Raw genomic sequence first — 26586 nt, forward strand, 5'->3', positions numbered from 1 at the left:
CCGGAGGAATTCCGGCAGTACTATGCACCGCCGGAGTCCCCGGTCAGCTGTCGAACGCGTCCAGTAGCCGTTCCGCGGCGAGCGCCGCGGTGAGCGCGCCCGTGCGCACCTGCGATTCCACGTCCCCGCGGATCGATTTCACATTCGGGTTGTCGGCCAGCCGGCGCATCAGTTGATCGTGCACCATGGTCCAGGTCCAGTCGACCTGCTGCCGGCGCCGTTTCTCGGCGAATTCCCCCGCCTCGGTGAGCACCCGGCGATGGTCCAGCACGGTCTGCCAGAACGTGTCCAGCCCCGTGCCCTCCAGGCCGCTCATGGTGAGTACCGGTGGTTTCCACAGCGCATCGTGCGGATGGATGAGCCGCAGCGCACCGGACAGTTCCCGGGCCGCGCCCTTGGCTTCGAGCTCGTGTTTACCGTCGGCCTTGTTCACCGCGACCAGATCGGCCAGCTCCAGCACACCCTTCTTGATGCCCTGCAACTGGTCACCGGTACGTGCCAGGGTGAGGAAGCAGAACACGTCGACCATATTCGCCACCGTCACCTCGGACTGGCCGACACCGACGGTTTCCACCAGGATCACGTCGTAACCGGCCGCCTCGAGCAGCGCAATGGTCTCCCGGGTGGCCTTGGCGACCCCGCCGAGTGTCCCAGCGGTCGGCGAGGGCCGGATAAAGGCGTTCGCCTCCAGCGACAGCCGCGCCATCCGAGTCTTGTCACCCAGGATCGACCCGCCGGTACGGGTGGACGAGGGATCCACCGCGAGCACCGCGACCCGGTGGCCCTGCTGGATCAGGCTCATCCCCAGCCCATCGATGAAGGTGGACTTGCCCACCCCGGGCACGCCGGTGATCCCGACTCGGTTCGACAGGGCCGCACCGGGTTCCGGGGTCAGTTTCAGCAGGAGCTGCTGGGCCTGCTCCCGATGGTCGGTCCGGGTGGATTCGACCAGGGTGATCGCCCGGGCGAGGGCGGCCCGCTCACCGGAGCGGACCGCCTGCGCGAGCACGTCGATGTCGATGGCGCGCGCGTTCATTCTTGCGTATTCGCCTCGATATCGGTTGTGCCGGAACCGAGCTCGTGTCCGAGTGCGGCGCCGAGCTTACGCAGCAGGTCGATCGCGGCGTCCGCGATCACCGTGCCCGGCGGGAAGATCGCCGCGGCGCCCGCCTCGTAGAGCTCGTCGAAGTCACCGGGCGGGATGACCCCGCCGACGATGACCATGATGTCGGGCCGGCCGGCATCCGCCAGCGCGTGGCGCAGGGCAGGAACCAGCGTGAGGTGGCCGGCCGCCAGCGAGGACACGCCGACGACGTGCACATCGTTGTCCGCGGCCTGGCGGGCCACCTCTTCGGGGGTCTGGAACAGCGGGCCCACATCGACGTCGAAGCCGAGATCGGCGAAGGCAGTGGCGATCACCTTCTGGCCGCGATCGTGACCGTCCTGGCCCATCTTCGCGACCAGGATCCGGGGACGCCGCCCCTCGGCCTCGGCGAATTCCTCCACCAGTTCCCCGGCGGTGCTGATGTTGGTGACCTTGCCGGCTTCGTCGCGGTACACACCGGACAGGGTACGGATCTCGGCCTGATGCCGGCCGTAGACCTTTTCCAGCGCGTCGGAGATCTCGCCGACGGTCGCCTTCGCCCGCGCGGCGTCGATGGCCAGTGCCAGCAGGTTGTTCTCCATCCCGCCTTCGGACGACGCGGCGGCCCTGGACAATTCGGCCAGCGCCCGCTCCACCGCCGCCTGGTCGCGATCGGCGCGCAAGTGCCGGAGCTTCTCGAGCTGTTCGGCCCGCACCCGCGAGTTCTCGACCTTGAGGACCTCGACCTCGTGGTCCTCGGCGACCTGGTACTTGTTGACACCGATCACCGGCTGCTGGCCGGTATCGATGCGGGCCTGGGTCCGGGCCGCGGCTTCCTCGATCCGCAGCTTCGGAATGCCCTCACCGATGGCCTGCGCCATCCCGCCGTGCGCCTCCACCTCGGCGATATGCGCGCGAGCGCGGTCGGCCAGCTGATGGGTCAGCCATTCGACGTAGTAGGAGCCACCCCACGGGTCGATCGGGCGGGTGGTGTTGGACTCCTGCTGGATGAGCAGCTGGGTGTTGCGGGCGATACGGGCCGAGAAATCGGTCGGCAGCGCAAGCGCCTCATCGAGGGCGTTGGTGTGCAACGACTGGGTGTGGCCCTGGGTCGCCGCCATCGCCTCGATACAGGTCCGCGCGACATTGTTGTAGGCGTCCTGCGCGGTCAGCGACCAGCCCGAGGTCTGCGAATGGGTGCGCAGCGACAGCGATTTCGGGTTCTTCGGATCGAACTTCGCGACGAGTTCGCTCCACAACAGCCGGCCCGCGCGCAGCTTGGCGACCTCCATGAAGAAATTCATGCCGATGGCCCAGAAGAATGACAGCCGGGGCGCGAATTTGTCGATCTCCATTCCCGCGTCGATACCTGCCCGCAGGTATTCCACACCGTCGGCGAGGGTATAGGCGAGCTCGAGATCGGCGGTCGCGCCGGCTTCCTGGATGTGGTAGCCGGAAATGGAGATGGAATTGAACTTCGGCATCTTCGCGCTGGTGTAGGCGAAGATATCGGAGATGATCCGCATCGACGGTTTCGGCGGGTAGATATAGGTGTTGCGGACCATGAACTCTTTCAGAATATCGTTCTGAATCGTTCCGGCCAGCTGTTCGGGCGCTACCCCCTGTTCCTCGGCCGCCACCACGTACAGCGCCAGGATCGGCAACACCGCGCCGTTCATCGTCATCGAGACGCTGACCTGGTCGAGCGGGATCTGGTCGAAGAGCTGGCGCATATCGAGGATGGAATCGATGGCCACGCCCGCCATGCCGACATCGCCCTGCACCCGCGGATGGTCGGAGTCGTACCCCCGGTGGGTGGCCAGGTCGAATGCCACCGACAGACCCTTCTGACCGGACTGCAGGTTACGGCGGTAGAAGGCGTTGGAATCGGCCGCGGTGGAGAAACCCGCGTACTGGCGGACGGTCCACGGCTGATTCACGTACATCGTGGGATACGGTCCGCGCACGAACGGTGCAATACCGGGAACGCTGTCGAGCGGGAAACCCGCCGCGGCGACAGCGTCCCGGTCGGCCTTGGTGAACACCGGTGGCACATCGATCCCTTCGGGGGTCGACCACACCAGTTGTTCGGGGGCATAGTTGTTCGCCGTGGCCGACTCCTGGACGAAGGCATCACGTGCGCTCTCGTCGGCCGCGGCAGGGGTCACCCCCGGCTCGGTGAGCGGTACATCGGCGAAACTGCCGACCACCTGCTCGATTCGCTGAGTCGTCATCAGGCTCCCACCTTCTCCAGCAGGGCAGTCAGGGCGGTGACCGCGTCGATCCGGGCAGCCAGGAACCCGTCCGGACGGCGGGCCTGCTCGATACCGGCCACGGCCTTCTCCGGCCCGGCCAGCAGTACGGTTTCGACACCGGCGCCGCGTAGTTGTTCCACCGCGCCCGCGGCATCCGTGCCGTACCGCGCGTCGGTGCCGCAGAGCACCGCGATCTTCGCGCCGGATTCCTGTGCCGCCGCGGCAATCTCACCGTCGGCCAGGGGACCCGGGTTGACGGATTCGATCCCACCGGAAGCCAGCAGGTTGGCGATGAAGGTGACCCGCACATTGTGCTCGGCCACTGTGCCCAGCGGCACCAGCAGCGCCTGCGGGCGGGTGCCGTGCGCCGCCAGGTAGGTATCCGAACGATCGCGCAGCGTTTCGAACGCGGCGCCGTAGCGCTGTCCCGGTCCGGCCGTCAGAGCGGCCTCCGACAGCGGAGCCTCGGCCAGGTTCGGGAATTCGTTGACGCCGGTGACGGCGGTCCGGCGATGGGCTATATCGCTTTCCCGCCGTGTTCTCGTCGCACCGATCCGATCGCCGAGCAGGCCGGAATCCAGCGCGGCACGATAGCCACCGGCGGCCTCGAGCTCCTGCATGAATCCCCAGGCGGCAGCGGCCAGGTCGGCGGTGTACTGCTCGACGTACCACGAACCCGCACCGGGGTCGTGCACATGCCCGAGATGGGATTCCTCGAGCAGGAGCAGCTGGGTGTTGCGCGCCATTCGCTCCGAGAACGAGGCCGAGACCCGGAGTTCACCGGCAGGCAGCGCGGAATCGAACGGCAGCACGGTGACGGCATCGGCGCCGCCCACGCCGGCACCGAAGGCGGCCAGGGTGGTGCGCAGCAGATTCACCCAGGGGTCCCGTCGGCTCATCATCGCCGCGGAGGTCACCGCATGCTGGGGAGCCGCGCCTTCCGACGGTGCGCCGAGGGCGTGGGCGACCCGCGCCCACAGGCGGCGCGCGGCCCGGAACTTGGCGATGGTGGCGAACTGGTCGTCGGTGGCGGCGAACCGGAACTCCACCTGGCGCAGCGCCTCGGCAACCGGCATTTCCCCGGACAGCACGCGCAGGTATTCGAGTCCGGCGGCGACCGCGGCACCCAGCTCCTGGGCGTCGGAGGCGCCGGCATCATGGAAGACGGTGCCGTCCACGGTGATCGCGCGGACGGTTTCGGGCCGGCGGCCGGCGGCAGCCGCCAGGGCTGCGGTCTCGGCGAGGCCGAGTGCCTCGGTTCCGGCGAACGCGGCGGTGAGCGGTGCCGCGCCGAGCGAGATCCGGATCGCGGCGCGGTCGGGCGCCGGATACCGGTCGACCACCTGGTAGACGGCCGCGGCCGCTTCTGCGGTCTCGGTGCCGGCGCGCAATGCCAGCGGCGCCAGCTCGAACAGCAGACCGTCGAGCGCGGCGGCCAGATCCCCCACCGGTACACCGTGCGCCCCGAGGCCTATTTCGACGGCGCTCGCGCCGTTCTCCAGGCCTGCGGTCAGCTCCCGGTTCGCGGTCGCCGCGTCGGTGGCGGCAATGCGGATGTTGACGAACCAGCCGCGATGGACATCCCGAGTTCCGTCGCCGCCACGGACGAACGGGTAGGTACCGGGGAGCGGCTGCTCGGCGAGTTCGTCCCGGCGTGTGTACAGCGGCGCGATATCCAGCCCGTCATAGGTGGACTGGTTCAGCAGTTTTTCGGGTTCCGCACCGAGTTCGGCCGCATCGACCTTGCGGGTCTTGGCCAGGACACCCGCCACACCCTTGCGCCAGGCGGGATATTCGGGCACCGCGGACGAGGACGGATCAGCCCCGGCCGCGGGCTCTGCAGCAATCGGCATACCCTGTTCCCTCTTGTCGTTCCAGTACAAGCGCACCAAACCACGTGCGCGGGTACCTTGGCATCCGCCCAGCTCAGCGAACACTTTGGTTAACGGGCATTCAGCCCGCCCCCTCCGATGCTAGCCGGGGCGCCCCTATCGAGCGCCCGGGGCCACCGCTACCAACGAGTAACCTGATCCGGCCGAGGCAGCCCGCAGGCCGGTCCGCTATCGTTCTCCGCCGCTTCCGCCGCTTCCGCCGCTTCCGCCGCTTCCGCCGATCGCACAACCGCCGGCACCGTGCCCGGCCACAGCGCCGGCACCGACTGCCGCACAGCGGACACCACTCGGTAATCTCGCCCGGTGTCCCGCATCTTCCGCGACCGCCGGCTGGTCCTCGCGCTGTGCCTCGCCGCGGTCGTCTGCGCGGCGGCGCTGCTCACACCATTACCCGCCCCCCGCCAGATCCAGGAATGGGCCGAGGACGCCGGCCCGTGGTTTCCGGTGCTGTTCTTCGCGGCACACACGCTGATCATCATCGCGCCGGTTCCCCGCACCGTGTTCACAGTGGCATCAGGGCTACTTTTCGGTCCCGTCCTCGGCCTCGGCGTGGCGGTCACCGCCTCGCTGCTCAGCGCCGCGGCGGCCTTCCTGCTCGTCCGCGCATTCGGCCGCGACCGGGTCGCGCCCTATCTCGAGCACCCCACGGTGCAGATCATCGACGACCGCCTGCGCCGCCGCGGCTGGCTCGCGGTCGGCGCGCTACGCCTGATCGCCTTCGCACCGTTCTCGGTGGTGAACTATTCGTGCGCACTGTCCTCGATCCGTTTCTGGCCCTACCTGGGCGCAACGGTCGTGGGAATCCTGCCCGGCACGGCCGCCACGGTGGTACTCGCCGACGCGCTGACCGGCGGTACACATCCGGTCATGGTCGGGGTGTCGATCGCCTGTATCGCCGCCGGCTTCCTCGGCCTGCTCATCGATCAACGCTGGAAACCGGTCCCCCGGGATCCGGACTCGACCGAACCCGCTCCGGCGCCGGTCGCCACACCCAATGGTGTTGCCAACCGATAACCAGAAGTTCTCCGGTTACTATTCATCCGACCTGAGTTACTGCGCGCATGTGGAAGTTCATGGGAATCTCCCGGTCCTGCCACTGAATAGCTGAGGGGTCGGCCCATGCGGATACTCGTACGGATGCTGTGCACCTACGGGGCCGCACTCGCGTTGATGGCACTACCGGTCCCGACCGCGACCACTCAGCCACCCGAGGCCACGCCGGGTACATCGGCTACATCGGCGGAATTCTCTGTCCGCGATCTCGGCCTGGGCGAGCCGATCACGCTGCGCGGTGACGACGACGAAGTGGAACTGGCGATCCCGGTTCCGCCCGGGACCACCCCTGCCGAACTCGTCATGGCGGTCGACCTGCCGGCCGATCTCGCGCGCGGAACCATCGATGTCGAATCCCGGGATCGCTTCATCGCTCACGCCGACCTCCCGGCAGGCCCCGCGACCCGGGTGCCGGTTTCCCTGCCGTTGGCCGAGGCCACGGTCGAGGACCAGACCGCGACACTCACATTGCACGTCAACCTCTTCCCGGACGAGGGCCGCTGCCCGGACGACTTGAACGCCACACCGGCCGCCCCGCGCTGGTGGAATCGCCGGGACCGGCCGTTCGCAGCTCGTTTCGGGCACCACCCTCGTCATTGCGGGATGTGGTTCGGCTACCGGTCGACAACATCCAGCCGAGCATCGCCGGCTTCCCCGGCGCGTAACGGCCGCCGGTCGAAATGCGGCGCAAGTGTGCCCGCCCGCCGCGCCGCGGCTTCGTCCATCCAGTCCTGGGCACATCGGTACACGTCCTCGGTGATCGGTGGCGGATCGTCCCCGAGCACCAGGTCTGCGTGCTCGGGCACAACGCGCAGCGCCGAGCCCATATGGTGCAGACAACCGGCGATGCCACGGTCATCGGCCAGGTCGTCGTACAGCGTCAGTGCCCGCTGCCAATGACGCAGTGCGCCGCGGGGTTCGCCGCGCGCCCAGCACACCGCACCGTTCAGTTCGTGTACGAGAGCGCGGCCCGCGTCGTCCTCCTCGCCGGCGGCGCGCACCGCGGCCAGCTCGAGCCGATCCGCCGCAGCATCCAGCCGGCCCTGTTCGATATGCGCGACAGCGAGATTCGTGAGCACACGCACCTGATTGCCCACATCCTCCCGTGGTAACCGCCACCATGCCGCCCGTAGGAGCTGTACTGCGGCCTCCAGATCGCCCGGTGTTCCGGCTGCATTCAGTCGTTCCAGCGCCGCGCGGTGTTTCCACCGTGCGGCGAGACCCGTTGCCCGGCGTCGTATTCCGCAGGGAGGGTCGGCGGGTTCCGGGGGGACCTGCCGGCGGGCCTGCCCCGGGTACGCCGGCCCTCCGGGAGTCTGTACCCGCTGTTCCCGAGCCCCGGTTCCGGCCCGCACCGGATGCCGGCCACTTCGGGGGTCATGGGGTCGCGGCTGCCGTAACTCCATCGAACGCGAGTACCAGGTCATCTCCGTCTGCACGGTGAGCCGGCCGAGGTTCTCCGCCACTACAGCTGTCTTGTCGTCCCGGATCCGGACCTGATGCGCGTACCAGGTATCCAATGCGTCGGCGATCCGAACCAGTTGCACGACCGTGGCCGGCGGGATTTCCGGGCCGGGGTGGCCAACAGGCGTTCGACCTTGCGTGGCGGCCGGTGGGGAGCACCAGACCACCAGCTCCCTCAGGTAGTTCTCCTCCATCGTGAACCAGCGCCGAGCACCCGGCGCGAATGGCACCGTTGTCAACGCGACCGCCCAGCGCGATGCCTGGTCGGCGCAATGCGACAGCAGCGCGAACAACGCCGCCTGCCATAGCTCTCCCGCCCGGACCTCGTCTTTCTCCGGCGCTTCGGGTACTTCCACAAGCAGGTGGTGGTCACCTTGCCGCTTCAGGATGCGGCCGTATTCCAGCCATTCGCGGAGGCCGGGACCGGTGTGCGGGTCGCCCAGCGGTTGTGCGGGACGGGGATCCTCCGGGGAGGTTTCCCGGGTGCCGGTCGCCGGGGCCGGCAGCGGACCCGGTGATGCGCCGTGGGCGGCCGCCACCGCGCCGAGGACAGCGTGCAAGGTCGCGGTGTCGTAGTTCCAGACCGGTAGCTCGCGCAGCGCAGCGACCACCTCATTGCGCCATCCCGGGTTCATTGCCTCCGCCGTGGGCGGCGCGACAACTCTCACGTCGACGGGCCCGAACGGGCAGGCACCGTCCAGCGCCGCGAGCGCATTCCGGCGCCGAGCACGTCTCGTCCGGGATCGCCGATCCATCGTGAAGCGGTAACCGGCATACAGCACGGCGAGCACCACGAGCAGCACCGCCAGCCACCGCAACCCCGTGGAGAGCAGCCGGACCCCGTCGCTTTCCCCGAACGAATTCAGCACCAGAGTGCGACCCAGTTCCAGCAGCAAGGTGGTGGCGATGACGGACAGACCACCCAGCACGCCCGGCACCAGTGCGGAACGCGGCAGTGGTTCGCTCATCGCAGTACCCCTCCGGTCAGGCCGGGAACGATCCAACGCCGCCAGGTCGCCAGTACCAGCGCGACAGGTAGCACAGCCGAGATCAGCGATCCGGCCGCGAGTTGCGCAGCGTTCTCCCCGAACCGGCGCGCCTCGCCCCACAGCAGCAGCGACCACGGTGACGCCCCCGCGCCGCTGATCAGCAGGCCGACCACGAAATCGTTCCAGACCTGGACGAATTCCAGAACCGCGACCGCGACCAGGGCGGGTCCGGCCGCGGTGAACAACCGTTGCGCGATGGTGCCCGGGGCGGCCATCCCGCGGAGCGCGTCCGCGGCGCCGCTGCCCGGTGGCGCCGCGACAGCGCCGCGCAGAATCAGTACCGCGATCGGCAGGCCGGCGGCCACATGGACCAGCACCAGCGGAATCCGGGTACCGGACAGGCCGTGCTCGTCGATGAATGTATCGAGCGGCCCGAGATAGGCCTGCGCGGGCAGGACGGCGAGTACCACCAGCATGGTGACCGTGCCCCGCGCCCACCGGCCCTCCGGGGCGACGGCGAGCCGATACGCCAGCGGCGCCGCGGCGGCCACCACGACGACCGTCGCGAGGAAAGCCACCCAGAGGGTCGCCTGGATGGATTTCCGCAGCGCCGGGTCCGTCCACATATCGGTGAATGCGCGCAATGACCAGCCCGCGGGGCCCTGCAACGCCACGACCAGCAACGCGATCACCGGCAGCGCGGCCGCGAGCACCACCAGCCCGATTCCGGCCGTCCGGGCGTACCCGGCGAACCCGCCACCGGAATCGGCACGCCCCGAATACGGCACCGCCGGCACGGCGGACAGGCCGGGCGGACGGTCGCGGAGATCGCTCTGCAACGCCCACGCCGCCACCGCGACGAGAACGGTGAGCGGCAGGGCGTACGCAGCGGCCTCGCCCGCGGTGGCCGGGTCGCCGGCCAGCCGCCACCAGTGCACTGTGGCACTGTCGAGCCGGTACTGCATCGATCCCGGCACGCCGATCAGCACCACATCGAAGACTCGGGCGGCCGCAATACCCACGACCAGTCCGGCCACCAGCACCACCGGCCGCTGTAGTGCGAAAAGCCGCCGATACAGGGCACAACCCGACTCGTTCGCGACCCGGCTCCATCGCACCGGATCGGCGGTGAGCGCGCGAATGCTCGCCCGGAACAGCGCGATGAGGAAACCCAGCCACGTCCACAGGAACGCCGAACCGAGCATCACCACGAACCACGCGCGGTACCCGGGAAACCCGTCGAAACCGATCTGTACGCCCGAGTACTGGAAGATGAGCCGGAACGCCACACCGGCGACGAACGCGGAGATCCCGAACGGCACGATCAGCGGCAGCAGCCACAGACCCCGGGTATTGCGACTCCACCAGGCGAGCACCATCGCCGCGACCAGCAGCACCGCCGCGAAACCCATCCAGTACAGACTGCGGGCATAGGGCGGACCGATCAGATACAACGCGATCACCGCCACCAACGCGATCGACACCGGCGCCGCCCACCGGCGTACCCGGCCCGCCGCCGTATCGCTGCCGTCACGGGCGCCGTGATCACCCCTCCGGGCGTACAGCACCGCCGACACGAATGCCGCGGCCAGGATCGCGCAGCCCACCACCAGCCACAACCGGGTCCGTACTGCCGACACCACGGTGATCCCGGCCGGTATCAGCAACACCGCCGTCAAAAGCACCGCGGGTGTACAGGCGATTCCGGTGATACCCCGGGGCGGCGGGCTGCCGGCGACGAGCGGGCCGCGCAACCGCGCGAGCGGCAGTTCCAGATCCACCCCGTGCGCCCGATGGATTCGCGACAACCGGTCCTGCGGGCGCCGCTGGGCCGTCGTGCGGCGCACCGGCGATCCCGCTCCGCGCACGTCGGAGTCCTCCGGGTCTCCGACGGCTGTTCCCGGTACCGCCGGGCCAGGTGTGTCCACGACCGGCACCACCTCTCCCGGCGCCGCCCGGTCCGTCACGGCCGTGCCCGCGACCGCGCGTTCGGACGCCGGCGACCCGGGCGCCGATCGCACCGGCCCCTCCGCGACCGACGCCATCGGTCCTCCAGAACCGGCTCCCGCCGCCGTCTGCTCCGAGCCCCCGGCTCCCGTAGCGGTGGGCCTTTCCGCAGCCGTTCCCTGAGCCGTCGCCCTTGTTGCCTCCGTGTGCGACGCCGGTACCGACGAATCCTGTGCGCCCGGCTCCGGCGATATCATCGCCACCCCCGTTCGAACCGGGTCAGCGTCGCCACCGCAGTATCGGTCGCGGCACGCACATCACCGCCTGCGTCACCCACAGTGATCAGGAACTCGGTGAGTACCCGCCATAATCCGTCGCGGCTGCCGACGGCACCGATCCGATCGGACAGGTCGAAGGCGGGCCAGGAGTGTGACGAGGCGGCCGGATCCGTGGTCCAGGACGAGTACCTGGCACGAGTCCGCATATTCGGACCGAGGAACCCGCCGATACCTTCGATCCACGGCAGCGGCGCCTGAGGGTCGGCCAACGCGCGTACCACGGCATCGGCGCGCTCGCCCGCAGCGCTGGTGAGCACCATGACGTCGCCGCCGACGATCCGCGGTCCGTCCCGGTCCGCGGCCACCGCGGGGAAGGGCACCACACCCGCTGCGGATTCGGGGCGCCCCGCTCGGCGGAGCGCGTCGCGCACCACCGGTTCGGCGAAATCCGGTGCCGCCACCGCCAGCGCACGCCGATGCTCGAAGACATCACGCACCGCGTCGGCGAACTGCCGTACCAGTGCCGTGGCGACCCCGCCGGCCAGTCCCTCCCGCACACCCCACAGATCACCGAGTCGCGCGAACGTATCGCGGACCGCCGGGGTATCCCAGGCCCGGTCCCCTGACGCCAGCGATTCGTACACCTCGGCTGATTCGGCCAGCAGCAGATTCTCGAACAGATCCGTCAGGACCCAGCCGTCGGCCGCGCCGAGGGACAGGAAACGCCGGCCGGTCCCCGCGAATCGCTGTACCCCTGCCGACCAGTCACCCAGCGTCCAGTCCGCCGGGTCGCCGGCCCGGAGTCCGGCAACGGCTTCCCGGTCGTACCAGACCAGCGATTTGGCGCTCGCCTTGAACGGCACACCGTAGGAGCGGCCGTCGTGATGACACAGACGGCGCCAATGGTCGGCGTACCGCGGACCCTGCGCATCGACCCAGAGATCCTCCGGCACCGGACGTAACCGGCCGGCGGTGACCAGATCGTGGACAAGCCCGGCCTGCGGGAGCATGACGATATCCGGTGCGGACCGGCCGCGCGCGGTGAGCGCGGTGTCGATCTCGTCGCCCAGCGGTATTATCTCCACCGGTTCCGGTAGCCGCGTGCTTGCGAGCACTGCCCGGAACGCAGACAATTCCTGACCGCTCCACGACACCGCGATCCGCACCGCCCCCGGGGCACCGAGCAGCACATCCGGCGAGCAGGCCGCCAGCAACGGCAGTACCGCCGCGGTTCGGAGCACGGTACGACGCGTCCTCACGGTTCCCCCGATACCCATGTCCAGCAGAGGGTTTCGATTATTCCCCAACCGGCCGCGGGGTGGTGCGGTTTCGCCGGATGACCGGCCCGGTCATCCGGCGGACCGGAGCACGCGGGTTACTGCTGGTGCGGTGGCCGCGGCTGCTGGTGTTGGTACTGCTGCGGTGGCGTGCCCGGCTGCTGCGGCTGCACGCCGTACGAGGGACCGGGCTGCGGCGGCATAACCGCCTGCGGAGGCTGCTGACGCGGCGGGGCCTGCGGATCCGCTTTGGCGGTGTTCACCGGTGCTGCCGTGTCCACAGGTGTACGCGCCACGGACTCGGCGGCCCGTACCGCGCGCTCGACGGCCGGATCGGTACTGGTGTCGAACCAATCCGCGACCTCGTCGGCATCGTCATCCAGCTTGCCCGCGGGCTCGTCCTCGGCCGGGGGCTCGTACCGGAAGACACCGTCTTCGCCTTTGGTGGCGAAATTCTTCGCGAAACCCTCCAGGGCCTTCCCGAAATCACTCGGTACCAGCCATACCTTGTTCGCATCGCCCCGGGCGACCATGGGCAGCGTCTGCATGTACTGGTAGGCCAGCAGCTCGGGGGTGGGTTTGCCCGATTTGATCGCGGCGAAGACCTTTTCGATCGCCTTGGCCTGTCCCTGCGCCTGCAGGTAGGAGGCGGCGCGCTCACCCTGGGCCCGCAGGATACGGCTCTGCCGCTCACCCTCCGCGGACAGGATCGCCGACTGCTTGGCACCCTCGGCGGACAGAATCTGTGCCTGCTTCGCACCCTCGGCAGTTTTGATCTGCGATTCCCGGTTGCCTTCGGCAGTGAGGATCATGGCCCGCTTCTCGCGGTCCGCCTTCATCTGCTTCTCCATCGATTCCTGGATCGATGGCGGCGGATCGATGGCCTTGAGTTCCACCCGGGCCACTCGCAGGCCCCAGCGGCCGGTGGCTTCGTCGAGGACCCCGCGCAGCTGACTGTTGATCTGGTCGCGGGAGGTCAGCGTCTCCTCCAGGGTCATTCCGCCGACCACATTGCGCAGCGTGGTCACAGTGAGCTGTTCGACCGCCGCGATGTAGTTGGAGATCTCGTAGACGGCCGCCTGCGGCTGCATGACCTGGAAGTACACCACCGAGTCGATCTGCAGCGTCAGATTGTCCTGGGTGATCACCGGTTGTGGCGGGAAGGAAACCACCCGCTCGCGCAGATCGACTTTGGCGCGGATCCGGTCGACGAACGGCACCAGGAATGTCAGCTGCCCCGACGCCGTCCGCGAATACCGGCCGAGCCGTTCGATCACCGCAGCTTCGGCCTGCGGCACCAGCGCGATCGACTTGAAAACCACCACCGCCGCCAGCACCACCAGTGCGGCAACGAGTATCAAAACAGCCATTATGGGCCCTTCCAGACGACCGCGGTCGCCCCGTCGATCTTCATCACGTATACGGTCGCACCCTCCGGGTACTCCTCCCCCGGGTCCAGGGACCGGGCGCTCCACACTTCGCCACTCAGTTTCACCCGGCCGTCGTGTTCACCGACCGGTTCCAGCACCAACGCGGTTTTACCGGTCAGGGCGTCCACATTGGTCGGTGTCGGCGGTGGGGTTCCGAAGCGCCGCAACAGCGTCGGCCGGACACCGAGCATCAGCACCACCGCCGAGATCGCGAAGACCACCGCGTCCACGACGACGGGGGCGTCGGTCAGGAAACTCACCCCGGCGGTCAGCAACGCGGCGGAACCGAGCATCAGCAGCGTCAGTTCACCGACGAACATCTCGGCAGCCGCCAGCAGCACGCCGGCGACCAGCCAGACAATAGCGGCCACGCCGTCCAGCCTAGTGGGATATTTCCCCGTACGGGGGCCGGACGGCGACACCCCGGCCCCGGCAGCCGCCGCCGAACCCGCCGATACGCTACTTTCGGGCCGGTGAGCGATCGATACGGCGATATCTTTTCCGGCCATCCACACACCGCGAAACGCACCGTTTCCCAGGTCGTGGCGGAACCCGAACTTGTGGTGGAGGACGCGGCCAGCGGTTTCTGCGGCGCAGTGGTGGGGTTCGACCGCAGCTACGACGGCGATTTCGTGAAATTGGCGGACGCCCGCGGCGCGGTACGCCTTTTCGCATTACGCGAAGCGGCCTTCCTCATCGACGGTAAACCCGTGACATTGGTGCGGCCGGCGAAATCGGCGCCCGGGAAACCCGCCCGTTCGGCGTCCGGTTCGACCCGGGTCGAGGGAGTGCGTGCGAAAGTCGCCGCGCCCAGCCGGATCTGGGTGGAAGGCGTCCACGACGCCGCCTTGGTGGAGCGGGTCTGGGGTCACGACCTGCGGGTCGAGGGCGTGGTGGTGGAGCATCTGGAAGGACTGGACAATCTGGCTGCCCGCCTGGCCGAATTCGGCCCTGGGCCCGGTAGACGGGTCGGCGTGCTCGTAGATCATCTGGTGACCGGATCCAAGGAAACGCATCTCACCGCCGGGCTCGGTGAATTCGTTCTCGTCACCGGCCATCCTTTCGTAGATGTCTGGCAGGCGGTGAAACCGGCGGCCGTCGGAATTCCGGAATGGCCGCGCGTCCCACGTGACGAGGACTGGAAAACCGGTGTCTGTACCCGACTGGGCTGGGACACACCGCAGGACGGCTGGCGGCGGGTGTATTCGGCGGTGAATTCGTTCCGGGATCTGGAGGCACCGCTTCTGGGCGCGGTGGAACGGCTGATCGATTTCGTCACCGAACCGGGGGAACAATTCTAACGCGTGCCATCGGCCTGCGCAGACGCTGCCCGCCGACTGCCGCCACCCTTTATGCTCGATGATTATGTGCTCTCCCAGTGCCACCCTCACGCTGTGGGCCGGTTCGTGGCTCGCGGGTCGCAGCGCGCCCGACGACGTCCTCGAGGCATTGCATGCCTGGGCTCCGCGGCACACGCTGGCCGCCGGTGATCCGGTGACCGGTGGACGCACCGACCTGCCCTGGACCGCGCTCGGGGAGACTGCCGCGACGGCGGTTATGCCGTTGCTCAAGATGATTCGGCAGGCGCTGGCCGCCCCCGGCGCGGAGCTGCGGCTGGTGCTGCCGGTGCCCGGCGATGTCCGCGGGCTCCCGGTGGGTACCGCGTTCGCCACCGATGCGATCGAGGCGGGCGAGGGAATTCTCATCGGAGTTCCGGGCATGGAGGGCACCGGGCTCATCCCGTATCACGAGGATGATTCCACTCTGCAATGGACGATCTATGCCGCCCCGATGCCGCCTGCCGCGGGCCCCGATATGTCGCTGGGTGAGGCCGAGTACGCCATGCGCGAAGCCGTCCGCGATGCCGCCGACGCGCTCATGCAGCTGCACACCACCGGTCTCGGCGGCGGCGACGCGGATCCGCGTGAACTCATCGAGGCCGAACTGGCCGACTACTCCCGTCACACCTATCCCGATTACGTGCCATTACGAGCCAAACGCATCCTGGATACCGCCGACCACGTGGCGGCGATCCTCACCGTCGCCCAGCGTGAGCCCGCCTCCGCACCCACCTCGGCCACCTCCGCCACCACCCACGAATCCCTGCTCCGCCCCCTGTGGGATGCGCTTCGCGCCGCCCGCCTCGTCGCGGTACACACGGCGGCTCCCCAGACACGCTGAGCCTCACTCCGCGCCGTTTCGTGCCGGCACGGCCGACGACCGGCAGGTCGACGCCAGAGCCGTCGTCGACCGGTATGCGGCCGCGGCCCCACTGTGGATCACCGTCAACGAACCCCCGGACCTGGGGGTCGCCGCCGAGCGCTCCGAGATGCCCGGGGCAGCTCGATCCGCGCAGGGTGTACCGATCACCATCGATCTTCCCTGATCACGACGGACCCGCCGACCGGATTCCACCTATGACCCCTCCCATCCAGATCGGGTCCCTCTCCCGGGCCGGCGGGTGAGACGAACCGATCACGTGCCTGGTCATCGTGTCCGGAGGGTATGCCGCAGCAGTCCGCCGGCCGACCCGACGCGGTCCGCCCTGCCTCCGGCGGACGATCCAAGCCTTCGAAACCGACGTTGCGGATGGCGCACCGGTACGGAGCGTTCGGGGCCGGGCCTGCTAGCGACCGGTGGGCCGGCGCACCGGTTCGCAACAGCCGACGGCACAGAGCGCGCCGTCGACCGTACAACCGTAACCGGGAACCTCACCGAGACGCCGTGGCAATGTCGCGCGTAGTTGCTCGGCGATCAACTCGACCACCATCTCGGCGAATCGATCGTCGGAACCCGGAGTCGCCGCGCGGGCGAAGGCGATCCCGAGTTCGGCGGCCTTCGCCGCGGCTTCATTGTCGAGATCCCAGATCACTTCGAGATGATCGGAGACGAAACCCACAGGGCAGACGATCACGGCATCGACCCCCTTGTCCGGCAAGGTTTCCAGGTGGTCGACGATATCGGGTTCGAGCCACGGGACCTGGGGTGGCCCCGACCGCGATTGCCACACCACATCGTGGTCGTCGAAACCTGTTGCAGCGGCACATAACCGCGCAGCCTCGGCCACCTGCCGGCTGTAGAGGTTGCCGCCGTCGGCAGGCGGGCCGGCCGCGTTGTCGGCGGCGACCGGCACCGAATGCGCGGTGAACACCAGCCGGGCGTGCTCGGCGCGTCCGGCCGGAAGTGCTTCCCGGGCGGCGCGTATCGCGTCCGCGAAGGCCGCGATCAGCAGCGGATGATCGAAATACTGCCGGAGCTTCACCAGCTCCGGCGCCGCCGGTCCCACCGCCGCGCGGGCCCGGGTGATGTCCTCGCCGTACTGCCGGCATCCCGAGTAACCACCCCAGGCCGAAGTCGCGAACACCAGGGCCGAACGCACCCCGTCGGCGGTCATCCGGGCCAGCGTGTCCTCGACCATGGGATGCCAGTTGCGGTTGCCGAAATAGACGGGCAGGTCCAGCCCGGTACGCGCCAGCTCGGCCTCCACCGCGGTGATGATCGCGCGGTTGCACGCATTGATCGGTGACACGCCGCCGAAGTGCAGATAATGCTCCGCGACCTCGGCCAAGCGTTCGGGTGGGACACCGCGACCGCGGGTGACGTTCTCCAGGAACGGCAGCACATCCTCGGGCCGCTCGGGCCCACCGAAGGACAACAGTAGTAGTGCGTCGGCCGCGCGGGCCACGGCGCCTCCTTACCAGGTCCGGTGATCAGTCCAGCGGCATGTTCTCGGGGAACCAGGTGTTGTGGCTGGCTCCGCCGTCGACATAGACAATCGATCCGGTGGTCGCGGGCAGCCAATCCGACAGCAACGCCACGATCGATTTGCCGACCACTTCGGCGCCCCCGTCCCAGCCGATCGGGGATGCGCCGTCCCAGTACGTATCCAGCTGTTTCAGCTGTTTCGCGTCATCGGTCGCGGTCCCGGCGATCGCCTTGGCGGCAAGGGTTTTCACCGGCCCGGCGGCGATCAGGTTGGATCGGATCTGCTTCGCGTACCCGACCTCACGCGCCACGTACCGGTTCACCGATTCCAGCGCCGCCTTGGCCACACCCATCCAGTTGTAGTACGGCATGGCGGTGCGGGGATCGAAGTCCATTCCGACGATCGACCCGCGCTCGTTCATCACCGGCAGTACCGCCCGCGCCAGCGCCGCATAGCTCCACGCCGAGATCTCGAAGGATTTCGCCGCATCCGCGCTCGGACCCTCCAAGAACGGCACAGCATCCGGACCCATCAGAGTCTTCGGGGCGAAGGCGATCGAATGCAGCACACCGTCGACCCCCTCGGGCGCCAGACGACGCAACTCGTCGGGCAGTTTGTCCAGATCCTCCTGGTTGGTGACATCGAGCCCGATGGCCGGCGGCACCTCCTCGGGCAGCCGCTTGGCGATCCGGTCGATCAACCGCAGGCGCTCGGTGAGGCCGGTGATGATCACCCGGGCCCCCTCGTTCTGCGCGATCGCCGCCGCGTGGAACGCGATCGAGGCATCGGTGATGATGCCGGTGACGAGGATCGTCTTGCCTTCGAGCAATCCGCCCATGAGTTCTCGGTTCTCCTGAAGATTTCGAAGTGTCGGTGCATGGATGCGCCGGGCCGCAGCAGCGGCTCGCGCCGAGGTGCCGATGACGGCCGGGTCAGTGTCCCATTCCCAGACCGCCGTCGACCGGGATGACCGCGCCTGAGACGTAGGCGGAGTCCTCCGAGGCGAGGAAGCTGATCACGGCAGCCACATCCTCGGGCTTACCCTTGCGCTGCAGTGGGATCGCTTGCACCGCCATGTCCTGGTACTTGTCGTCGAGGGCGTTGGTCATATCGGTTTCGATGAAACCGGGCGCGACGACGTTGGCGGTGATCGAGCGTGAACCCAGTTCCCTGGTCAGCGACCGCGCCATTCCGATCACGCCGGCCTTGGTCGAGGCGTAGTTGACCTGACCTGCCATGCCTGCCATACCGACCACCGAGCCGAGGAAGATGATGCGTCCCCAGCGGGCGCGCAGCATGGCCCGGTTGGCGCGCTTGGCGCAGCGGAAGGCACCGGTGAGGTTGGCATCCACAACCTGGGTGAACTGTTCTTCACTCATCCGCATGAGCAGCGTGTCCTGGGTGATTCCCGCATTGGCGACCAGCACCTCCACCGGCCCCTGCTGCGCCTCGACCTCGGAAAACGCCCGATCCACCGAATCACTGTCGGTGACATCGCATTTCACTCCGAGCAGGCCCTCGGGTGCGCCCGAACCGCGATGGGTGACGGCCACCTTGTGGCCGTCGGCGTGCAGGCGCTGCGCCACCGCGAGCCCGATCCCGCGGTTGCCGCCGGTCACCAGAACCGAGCGTGCTGTGAAGTTCGACATGGGGACAAACCTACCTGGCGGCGCCGGTACCACTCGCATGGGACGTCCACCGATATTTCCCCGGTGTACTTGTGCATCTCGCACAAACCGGGGGTACGGCGACAGGCCGGGTTCGGTATCGAACCCGGCCTGTCGAGGGCATGCTCACCGACCCGCAAAAGGCCGGTGATTCCGTTACGGCAGCCGCTGCCGCAGCAGCAGGGCCACCACGACACCGGCAAGGGTGGCCAGCAGGCCGAGCAGCCACCACGGCCGGCTCGCGTCACCGCGAGTGACCTCGTAGCCGATCTGTTCCTCGAGGGTGTCGTAGACGCCGGAGAGTTCCTCGAGGCTCGAGGCCGTATAGAACTCACCGCCGGACAGTTGCGCGATCTCCTGCATCGCCTCGTCGTCCACCGGAACCTCGACCTGATCGGTGCCCCCGTCGTCGCGCGGGATCTCGACAACGCCCCATTGCGTCCCGAACGAGATGGTCGACACCGGGATCTTCTTGGTCTTGGCCAGCCGGGCCGCGACGAATTCGTGGCGCGGATTGTCGAAATCCTCGAAATCCGGGACCGTCTGCTTACCGTCGGACATCAGCACGATCCGCGCCGGCGGCGGTGTCTCCGAACCACCCAGCACCGAAGCCAGGGTCTCGATCGATTGCAGGGCGGTGAAAATCCCTTCACCGGTGGCCGTGCGCTCGGCGAGCCTGATGTTGTCGATTGCGGCCTTCACCGATCCGCGGTCGGTGGTGGGCGAGACCAGTACCGAGGCGGTTCCCGCGTAGGTCACCAGGCCCAGGTTGATTCCCGGGGTGAGACCTTCGGCGAAGTCCTTGGCTGCCTGCTGGGCGACTTCGAGCCGACTCGGCGATACATCGGTGGCTTCCATCGACAGCGAGACATCCATGACGAGAACGACGGTGGCCCGGTTCCGGGGCACCTTCTGCTCGGCGGTCGGCCCGGCCGCACCGATGGTGGAGAACACCATGCCCACGATCACCAGGATGATCGGAATATGCCGCCAGAAAGTGGGCCGGTTCGGCGCCACCTTCTCGAGCTGCTCCATATTGCTGAATCGCAGCATATTCCGGTGTCTACTGCGCTGGACCAGCAGGTACGCCAGCGCGAGCAGCAGGATGACGGCAAGGAATCCGAGCCAGATCGGGGCGGCGAAATTCGAAATACTCACTGGCGTGGCACCCGCGAAGTCGAGGCGCCGAGGCTGTGGCGCCGGGTGGAGACGAACCGGACCACATCGGCGATCCAGTCCCGGTCGGTCTGCAAGGTCATTACGGGGGCGCCGCAGCTGCGCAGGGTCTGCTCGACTTCCTCCCGGTGCCGCTGCGCGGCCGCCGCATAGTCGGCGCGCAGCTGGGGTGTCACGCTGAACTCGCGGGTCCGCCCGGTTTCCGGGTCGTGCAGCACGACGTCACCGATATCGGGCAGGGCGATATCGCGCGGATCGAGCACCTCCACGGCCAGTAACTCATGCCGTGCGGAGATAGCGCGCAACGACCGCTGCCAGGTGATATCCCCCAGGAAATCGCTGATCACCACCGCAAGTCCACGTTTACGCTGCGGGCGGCGCAACGATTCGATGGCGCCGTGCAGGTCACCGCGCACCCCGTCGCGCGGATGTGGCGTGGTGGCGATACTGCGCAGCAGCGATTGCGCATGCACCCGGCCGCTACGCGCCGGAATCCGCCGCAACTGCTCGCCGGTGGCGACCACAGCACCGACCCGGTTACCGCCGCCCATCGTCAGATGGGTGATCGCGGCCGCGGCGGCGACAACGAGATCGCGTTTCTGGCAGGCACCGGTGCCGAAATCCAGGCTGGCGGACAGATCCACCACCATCCAGGTTTCCAGTTCCCGGTCGGCAATCATCTGCCGGACATGCGGGTGAGTGGTGCGGGCGGTGACCGACCAGTCCATCTGCCGGACATCGTCTCCGGGCTGATAGGCGCGTGCCTCACCCGGCTCTGAACCGGGGCCGGGGATCAGGCCGAGATGATCGCCGTGCAGTACGCCGTCCAACCGGCGGCGCACAGTGAGCTCCAAGGTTTTCAGGGCAGCCGCCAGATGGGGGTCGGTCAGTTCGCCCGACCGGAACGCGGGGGGCGCGTGATCTGCCATGGGCACTCGGGCACGGGGGTCCGGCCGGGTCACTGGGGCTGGTTCGTGCCGGCGGTCTGCGGCACCTGGGGCGCCTGCTGCGGCGGAGCGGGCGGGCGGCCGTTACCGTTCTCGGCGGCGGGCGGCGCACCGGGCGCCACCGCCTGCGGCGCCACCTGCGGCAGGCCGACGGTCTGCAGCACCCGCTGGATCACATCCTCGGGGCTGATCTCGTCGGCGAGCGCATCGTAGGAGAGCACCAGGCGGTGCCGGAGCACATCCGGGATGACCTCGAGGACGTCCTGCGGAACCACGTAGTCGCGACCACGGATCAGCGCGATCGCGCGGGCGGCGGCGATGATGCCGAGACTGGCGCGGGGCGAGGCGCCGTAGGAGATCCAGTTCGCCACATCGTGCATACCGAATTCGGCCGGGACACGGGTGGCCGAGATCACCCGGACCACGTAGTCCACCAGCGCGTGGTGCACAAAGGTGCTCGCGGCCAGTTTCTGCAACCGCAGCAGTTCCGCCGGTTCCAGGATCTGCCCCGGCTCGGGTGGCGTGACGCCCATCCGGTAGATGATCTCGCGTTCCTCCTCGACGGAGGGATAGTCGACGACCACCTTGAACAGGAACCGGTCGCGCTGCGCTTCCGGCAGCGGGTACACGCCTTCGCTCTCGATCGGGTTCTGGGTGGCCATCACCAAGAAGGGGTCCGGCATAGGGTAGGTCTTACCGCCGATCGTCACATGCCGTTCGGCCATCACCTCGAGCAGCGCCGACTGCACCTTCGCGGGGGCGCGGTTGATCTCGTCGGCCAGCACGAAGTTGGCGACGACGGGGCCGAGTTCGGTATCGAACTCTTCCCGGCCCTGGCGGTAGATACGGGTACCGACGAGGTCGGTGGGTACCAGGTCGGGGGTGAACTGGACGCGGGAGAACGAACCGCCGACCACCTTGGCGAAGGTTTCCACCGCCAGCGTCTTGGCGATACCGGGCACGCCCTCCAGCAGCACATGACCGCGTGCGAGCACCCCGACCAGCAGCCGCTCGACCAGCCGGTCCTGTCCGACGATTACCCGCTTGACCTCGTAGATCGCTTTTTCCAGGGTCTGGACGTCGCGTTCGAGGGTGCTCGAAGCAGGCGCCGGCGGTTCTTTCGCCAAATCCGCCCCTTTGACACCGTCCGTCGAAGTCACCAACATCCCCGCTTTCGCCTCGGTCCTGTGCGTGCTGTCACAACTATTCCAGGTGATGACCGTATCTGCCGCAACCGGCTCCACTGTCGCGGATTTCGCCGCTTTCACCTGCGGTCGCCGGTCCGGCGGATCGGTGTCCGCCCGGTGGCCGTGGCCGCCGGCATCGCCCGTCGCTCTCGACCATACGTACCGATAAGGCATGATGCCCGCCGCAGCGGCCGCCGAAACCTGGGCAATTCCCGCCGGACGGCGGGGCAGGCGCACCACCGGGTCCGTTGTGGCCCCGTAGGCAGCGCCGCAAACCACACACGTCCGGTCGGGACATCTATCGATAACCCTGCCGAGCAGCCTTCCGGTTGCCCGCAAAGCCGGGAGCTCGGCGCCGGAGCGGGGGCGCTGTATCGGCCCGTCCCGGCCGTAACGGCACTGCGGCCACGGGCCGACGTTCCTATCGCGAGGCCGGTTCGCGCACGGCTTCTTCGGTGACCCGGGTAGGAACCTCGGAGTCTTCCGCCGGTGCCGGGATATCCGTGGCCGGCGCGGTAACCGCTGCCGTCGGGTTGCCGCGGCGCGTCTTGACCCAGTACAGCCCGCCGATCACCAGGACGAGCCCGGCCAGCAGCACCGAAGTGATCTCGGTCCAGCTCACCGTCGGGGTCTGTTCGAGGCGGTGTACCAGGATCTGCGCAGCCTCCTCGCTGTCACCGCCTTTGAACTTCGCCGTGTCCTCGGCCCATTCAAGCCGCACACGGCTGATCGAATCGCTCGTGGTGCCGATCCAGTCGTCACTGAAGACCGCGATCGTGCCGTGCTGGAATCCGGCCACCTCGGTGGCCAGATCCCGCAGTTCCGAATCGTGGCCGGGGTTGCCGTGCATCACCACGATGCTCAGATCGATGCCGTGCGCCCGCGCATCGGCCACGATTGCGGCCAGTTCGCTCTGGTCGTCTCCGTCGGGTGTGGACACCCCGTTGTCGGCGAGATCGGTCCGGACTTCCGCCATGGTGTCCGTGTCGAATTCGTCCGGCAGCTTGGTGGCCTTGAGGGAGAAGGCCGAAGTGTGGGTGACGGTCATCTTCCATCCGGTCTTGGTCGAGGCCGCATCGTCGGACGAGGCGACAGGGGTAGCAAGCACTGGGCACGAATTCCGGGAGTACCCGACGGCACGCCCTGGCAATCCGGTCCAGCTCGAGAGCAGATTACGCGACAACGGAGCGGTCGGTGTACACCCGCCACGCCGAACGGTTGCCACGCCGGGCCGCGGCGACCGGGCGCCGCCCCGGAAATTTCACAGGACAAGCGTACTGTTAGGGTTGGGAACCGCGGGGAACCGGCGCCATCCCGGGCCGGCACCTCATACCAGAGACGTACCGCCGCCGGCACAGCCCCGCCGACGGCGCCCACACCCGACAAGTGGAGCTGACGTGACCAAAAGTATCGATACTTTCGGCGCCAAGGGCAACCTCGAGGTCGGAAGCAACTCCTACGAGATCTTCCGCCTCTCGGCCGTGCCCGGCACCGAGAAACTCCCGTACGCACTGAAGGTCCTCGCCGAGAATCTGCTGCGCACCGAGGACGGCGCGAACATCACCGCCGACCATATCCGCGCGCTGGCGAGCTGGGATCCCAACGCCCAGCCCAGTATCGAAATCCAGTTCACCCCGGCCCGCGTGGTGATGCAGGACTTCACCGGTGTGCCCTGCGTGGTCGACCTGGCCACCATGCGCGAGGCCGTCGCCGCCCTCGGCGGCGACCCGGAGAAGATCAATCCCCTCTCCCCCGCCGAGATGGTCATCGACCACTCCGTCATCCTCGACGTATTCGGCCGCGCCGATGCCTTCGAGCGCAATGTCGAACTCGAATACGAGCGCAACGGTGAGCGCTACCAGTTCCTGCGCTGGGGTCAGGGCGCCTTCGACGATTTCAAGGTCGTCCCCCCTGGCACCGGTATCGTGCACCAGGTCAACATCGAGTACCTGGCCCGCACCGTCATGGTCCGCAACGGCCAGGCCTACCCGGACACCTGCGTCGGCACCGATTCGCACACCACCATGGTCAACGGCCTGGGTGTGCTGGGCTGGGGCGTCGGCGGTATCGAGGCCGAGGCCGCCATGCTCGGCCAGCCGGTGTCCATGTTGATCCCGCGCGTGGTCGGCTTCAAGCTGACCGGTGAGATCCACCCGGGCGTCACGGCCACCGACGTGGTGCTCACCGTCACCGAAATGCTGCGCAAGCACGGTGTAGTCGGCAAGTTCGTCGAGTTCTACGGCCAGGGCGTGGCCGAGGTACCGCTGGCCAACCGTGCCACCCTGGGCAATATGAGCCCCGAGTTCGGCTCTACCGCGGCGATTTTCCCGATCGACGAGGAGACCATCAACTACCTGCGCCTCACCGGCCGCAGCGACGAACAGCTGGCGCTCGTCGAGGCCTACGCCAAAGAGCAGGGCATGTGGCACGACCCGGCATCGGAGCCCACCTACTCCGAATACCTGGAGCTCGATCTGAGCACCGTGGTGCCCTCCATCGCCGGCCCGAAGCGCCCGCAGGACCGGATCCTGCTCAGCGAATCGAAGGTGGCGTTCCGCAAGGACATCCACAACTACGTGGAGGAGGACTACCCGACTCCGCACAGCAAGCTGGACGAGGCAGTCGAGGAGACCTTTCCGGCCTCCGATCCTGCGCCGATGCTCAGCTTCGCCGACGACGGGGCCGTCGATGTCAACTCCGCGGCCGACGGCGCCGACGGCCGGCCCTCCAAACCGATCCGGGTGGTCTCCGAGGAGCGCGGTGAATTCGTTCTCGACCACGGCGCGGTCGCGGTCGCGGGTATCACCTCCTGCACCAACACCTCCAACCCGTCGGTCATGATAGGTGCCGCATTGCTGGCCCGTAACGCGGTGGAGAAGGGCCTGACCAGTAAGCCGTGGGTCAAGACCAATATGGCCCCGGGCTCACAGGTCGTCACCGACTACTACGAGAAGGCCGGCCTGTGGCCCTACCTGGAGAAGCTCGGCTTCCACCTGGGTGGCTACGGCTGCACCACCTGCATCGGAAACACCGGCCCGCTGCCGGAGGAGATCTCCCGGGCGGTCAACGACAACGACCTCACCGTCACCGCGGTGCTGTCGGGTAACCGCAACTTCGAGGGCCGTATCTCCCCCGATGTGAAGATGAACTACCTGGCTTCCCCGCCGCTGGTCATCGCCTACGCACTCGCGGGCACCATGGACTTCGATTTCGAGAACGACCCGCTGGGCAGGGATACACAGGGCAACCCTGTGTTCCTGAAGGACATCTGGCCCTCGGCGCAGGAGATCGACGACACCATCAAGTCGGCGATCAGCCAGGAGATGTTCACCAAGTCCTACGCCGATGTCTTCAAGGGCGACGAGCGGTGGCGCAGCCTGCCCACCCCGGAGGGCAACACCTTCGAGTGGAGCGACGATTCCACTTACGTCCGCAAGGCCCCGTACTTCGACGGTATGGGTATAGAGCCGGAGCCCGTCTCCGATATCAAGGGCGCTCGCGTCCTGGCCCTGCTGGGCGATTCGGTCACCACCGACCACATCTCCCCCGCCGGTGCCATCAAGCCGGGCACCCCGGCCGCCGATTATCTCGACTCGCACGGCGTGGCACGCAAGGACTACAACTCCCTGGGCTCGCGCCGCGGTAACCACGAGGTGATGATCCGGGGCACCTTCGCCAACATCCGGCTGCGCAATCAGCTCCTCGACGATGTCTCGGGCGGTTATACCCGCGACTTCACTCAGGACGGCAGCCCGCAGGCGTTCATCTACGACGCTTCGCAGAACTACCAGAAGGCCGGTATCCCGCTGGTCGTGCTGGGCGGCAAGGAGTACGGCTCCGGTTCGTCACGCGACTGGGCCGCCAAGGGCACGCGACTGCTGGGTGTGAAGGCCGTGATCACCGAATCGTTCGAGCGCATCCACCGGTCGAACCTGATCGGTATGGGCGTGATCCCGCTGCAGTTCCCGCAGGGCGAATCGGCGAAATCGCTGGGCCTGACCGGGACCGAGGTCTTCGATATCGCGGGCATCGAGGAACTCAACTCGGGCACCACCCCGGCCACCGTCCACGTCACGGCGACCAAGGACGACGGATCGAAGGTCGAGTTCGACGCAGTGGTCCGGATCGACACCCCCGGTGAGGCGGATTACTACCGCAACGACGGCATTCTGCAGTACGTGCTGCGGAGTATGATCCGGAGCTGATCGCAGGTACCGCGAGTCCGGGGGATCCC

Annotated in this window: 19 protein-coding genes; 4 read left to right on the forward strand and 15 right to left on the reverse strand. The window is 68.0% G+C overall.

What is annotated here, in order from left to right:
- Positions 1 to 43: 43 nt before the first annotated feature.
- From meaB to NS6_RS02690, 3 genes are read right to left on the reverse strand one after another with little or no spacing between them, the layout of a single operon-like run.
- Positions 44 to 1036, reverse strand: coding sequence for a methylmalonyl Co-A mutase-associated GTPase MeaB (gene meaB, locus NS6_RS02680; protein ID WP_068035851.1), 993 nt, complete (start codon positions 1034 to 1036; stop codon positions 44 to 46).
- Entirely contained in the window at positions 1033 to 3318 is a 2286-nt protein-coding gene (scpA, locus tag NS6_RS02685) for a methylmalonyl-CoA mutase (RefSeq protein WP_068035853.1), read from the reverse strand. The genes meaB and scpA overlap by 4 nt, the downstream gene beginning before the upstream one ends.
- Entirely contained in the window at positions 3318 to 5192 is a 1875-nt protein-coding gene (locus tag NS6_RS02690) for a methylmalonyl-CoA mutase family protein (RefSeq protein ID WP_084470571.1), read from the reverse strand. Before NS6_RS02690 ends, scpA begins: the two co-directional genes overlap by 1 nt.
- Before the next feature lie 342 nt (positions 5193 to 5534).
- Here NS6_RS02690 and NS6_RS02700 point away from each other — a divergent pair, with 342 nt between their 5' ends.
- Positions 5535 to 6245 carry a TVP38/TMEM64 family protein gene (locus tag NS6_RS02700; protein WP_068035858.1) on the forward strand — a complete coding sequence of 237 codons (711 nt, stop codon included), beginning with the start codon at positions 5535 to 5537 and terminating at the stop codon, positions 6243 to 6245.
- A 653-nt stretch (positions 6246 to 6898) separates the two neighbouring features.
- Here NS6_RS02700 and NS6_RS02710 read toward each other — a convergent pair.
- The 5 genes from NS6_RS02710 to NS6_RS02730 form a co-directional block, all read right to left on the reverse strand.
- Entirely contained in the window at positions 6899 to 8716 is a 1818-nt protein-coding gene (locus tag NS6_RS02710) for a tetratricopeptide repeat protein (protein WP_068035861.1), read from the reverse strand.
- Entirely contained in the window at positions 8713 to 10782 is a 2070-nt protein-coding gene (locus NS6_RS02715) for an ABC transporter permease family protein (protein WP_068035863.1), read from the reverse strand. Before NS6_RS02715 ends, NS6_RS02710 begins: the two co-directional genes overlap by 4 nt.
- Before the next feature lie 155 nt (positions 10783 to 10937).
- Positions 10938 to 12203 (reverse strand): ABC transporter substrate-binding protein, encoded by a 1266-nt coding sequence (locus NS6_RS02720; RefSeq protein ID WP_245669099.1) that lies wholly within the window; start codon positions 12201 to 12203, stop codon positions 10938 to 10940.
- A 134-nt stretch (positions 12204 to 12337) separates the two neighbouring features.
- Entirely contained in the window at positions 12338 to 13609 is a 1272-nt protein-coding gene (locus tag NS6_RS02725; RefSeq protein WP_068035867.1) for an SPFH domain-containing protein, read from the reverse strand.
- A complete protein-coding gene (locus NS6_RS02730) occupies positions 13609 to 14040 on the reverse strand; it encodes an NfeD family protein (RefSeq protein ID WP_068035869.1) in 432 nt (143 codons plus the stop codon). Before NS6_RS02730 ends, NS6_RS02725 begins: the two co-directional genes overlap by 1 nt.
- A 102-nt stretch (positions 14041 to 14142) precedes the next feature.
- On the opposite strand from NS6_RS02730, the gene NS6_RS02735 reads away from it, so the two are divergent.
- Both NS6_RS02735 and NS6_RS02740 read left to right on the forward strand, forming a co-directional pair.
- Entirely contained in the window at positions 14143 to 14970 is an 828-nt protein-coding gene (locus NS6_RS02735; RefSeq protein ID WP_068035871.1) for a DUF3097 domain-containing protein, read from the forward strand.
- A gap of 64 nt (positions 14971 to 15034) precedes the next feature.
- Positions 15035 to 15850 (forward strand): Rv1486c family protein, encoded by an 816-nt coding sequence (locus NS6_RS02740; RefSeq protein ID WP_068035874.1) that lies wholly within the window; start codon positions 15035 to 15037, stop codon positions 15848 to 15850.
- A 445-nt stretch (positions 15851 to 16295) separates the two neighbouring features.
- On the opposite strand, the gene NS6_RS02750 is transcribed toward NS6_RS02740, so the two are convergent.
- The 7 genes from NS6_RS02750 to NS6_RS02780 form a co-directional block, all read right to left on the reverse strand.
- The gene (locus NS6_RS02750; protein ID WP_068035877.1) at positions 16296 to 17354 is read right to left on the reverse strand and encodes a ferrochelatase; all 1059 of its coding nucleotides are present in this window, start codon (positions 17352 to 17354) and stop codon (positions 16296 to 16298) included.
- 25 nt (positions 17355 to 17379) lie between these two features.
- Complete coding sequence (gene inhA, locus NS6_RS02755; protein ID WP_068035879.1) at positions 17380 to 18213, reverse strand: NADH-dependent enoyl-ACP reductase InhA; 834 nt, start codon at positions 18211 to 18213, stop codon at positions 17380 to 17382.
- A 94-nt stretch (positions 18214 to 18307) separates the two neighbouring features.
- The gene (gene fabG1 / locus NS6_RS02760) at positions 18308 to 19024 is read right to left on the reverse strand and encodes a 3-oxoacyl-ACP reductase FabG1 (RefSeq protein ID WP_068035881.1); all 717 of its coding nucleotides are present in this window, start codon (positions 19022 to 19024) and stop codon (positions 18308 to 18310) included.
- Positions 19025 to 19198: 174 nt separating this feature from the next.
- Positions 19199 to 20200, reverse strand: coding sequence for a VWA domain-containing protein (locus NS6_RS02765; protein WP_068035882.1), 1002 nt, complete (start codon positions 20198 to 20200; stop codon positions 19199 to 19201).
- On the reverse strand, positions 20197 to 21147 hold the full coding sequence (locus NS6_RS02770) for a DUF58 domain-containing protein (protein ID WP_068035884.1): 951 nt from the start codon (positions 21145 to 21147) through the stop codon (positions 20197 to 20199). The genes NS6_RS02765 and NS6_RS02770 overlap by 4 nt, the downstream gene beginning before the upstream one ends.
- Positions 21148 to 21176: 29 nt before the next feature.
- Positions 21177 to 22331, reverse strand: coding sequence for an AAA family ATPase (locus NS6_RS02775; protein ID WP_084470572.1), 1155 nt, complete (start codon positions 22329 to 22331; stop codon positions 21177 to 21179).
- Between the two features lie 442 nt (positions 22332 to 22773).
- Complete coding sequence (locus NS6_RS02780; protein ID WP_068035886.1) at positions 22774 to 23400, reverse strand: Rv1476 family membrane protein; 627 nt, start codon at positions 23398 to 23400, stop codon at positions 22774 to 22776.
- A gap of 349 nt (positions 23401 to 23749) precedes the next feature.
- Between NS6_RS02780 and NS6_RS02785 the strand changes: the two genes are divergently transcribed.
- Entirely contained in the window at positions 23750 to 26557 is a 2808-nt protein-coding gene (locus NS6_RS02785) for an aconitate hydratase (protein ID WP_068035888.1), read from the forward strand.
- Positions 26558 to 26586 lie beyond the last annotated feature (29 nt).

This window comes from Nocardia speluncae NBRC 108251 (assembly GCF_001613245.1).
Taxonomy (GTDB): Bacteria; Actinomycetota; Actinomycetes; order Mycobacteriales; family Mycobacteriaceae; genus Nocardia; species Nocardia speluncae.

Coding starts and splice junctions, on each gene's coding strand:
- meaB (WP_068035851.1), bottom strand. CDS start 1,036: ATGAACGCGCGCGCCATCGACATCGACGTGCTCGCGCAGGCGGTCCGC.
- scpA (WP_068035853.1), bottom strand. CDS start 3,318: ATGACGACTCAGCGAATCGAGCAGGTGGTCGGCAGTTTCGCCGATGTA.
- NS6_RS02690 (WP_084470571.1), bottom strand. CDS start 5,192: ATGCCGATTGCTGCAGAGCCCGCGGCCGGGGCTGATCCGTCCTCGTCC.
- NS6_RS02710 (WP_068035861.1), bottom strand. CDS start 8,716: ATGAGCGAACCACTGCCGCGTTCCGCACTGGTGCCGGGCGTGCTGGGT.
- NS6_RS02715 (WP_068035863.1), bottom strand. CDS start 10,782: ATGGCGTCGGTCGCGGAGGGGCCGGTGCGATCGGCGCCCGGGTCGCCG.
- NS6_RS02725 (WP_068035867.1), bottom strand. CDS start 13,609: ATGGCTGTTTTGATACTCGTTGCCGCACTGGTGGTGCTGGCGGCGGTG.
- NS6_RS02740 (WP_068035874.1), top strand. CDS start 15,035: ATGTGCTCTCCCAGTGCCACCCTCACGCTGTGGGCCGGTTCGTGGCTC.
- inhA (WP_068035879.1), bottom strand. CDS start 18,213: ATGGGCGGATTGCTCGAAGGCAAGACGATCCTCGTCACCGGCATCATC.
- fabG1 (WP_068035881.1), bottom strand. CDS start 19,024: ATGTCGAACTTCACAGCACGCTCGGTTCTGGTGACCGGCGGCAACCGC.
- NS6_RS02770 (WP_068035884.1), bottom strand. CDS start 21,147: ATGGCAGATCACGCGCCCCCCGCGTTCCGGTCGGGCGAACTGACCGAC.
- NS6_RS02775 (WP_084470572.1), bottom strand. CDS start 22,331: ATGTTGGTGACTTCGACGGACGGTGTCAAAGGGGCGGATTTGGCGAAA.
- NS6_RS02780 (WP_068035886.1), bottom strand. CDS start 23,400: ATGACCGTCACCCACACTTCGGCCTTCTCCCTCAAGGCCACCAAGCTG.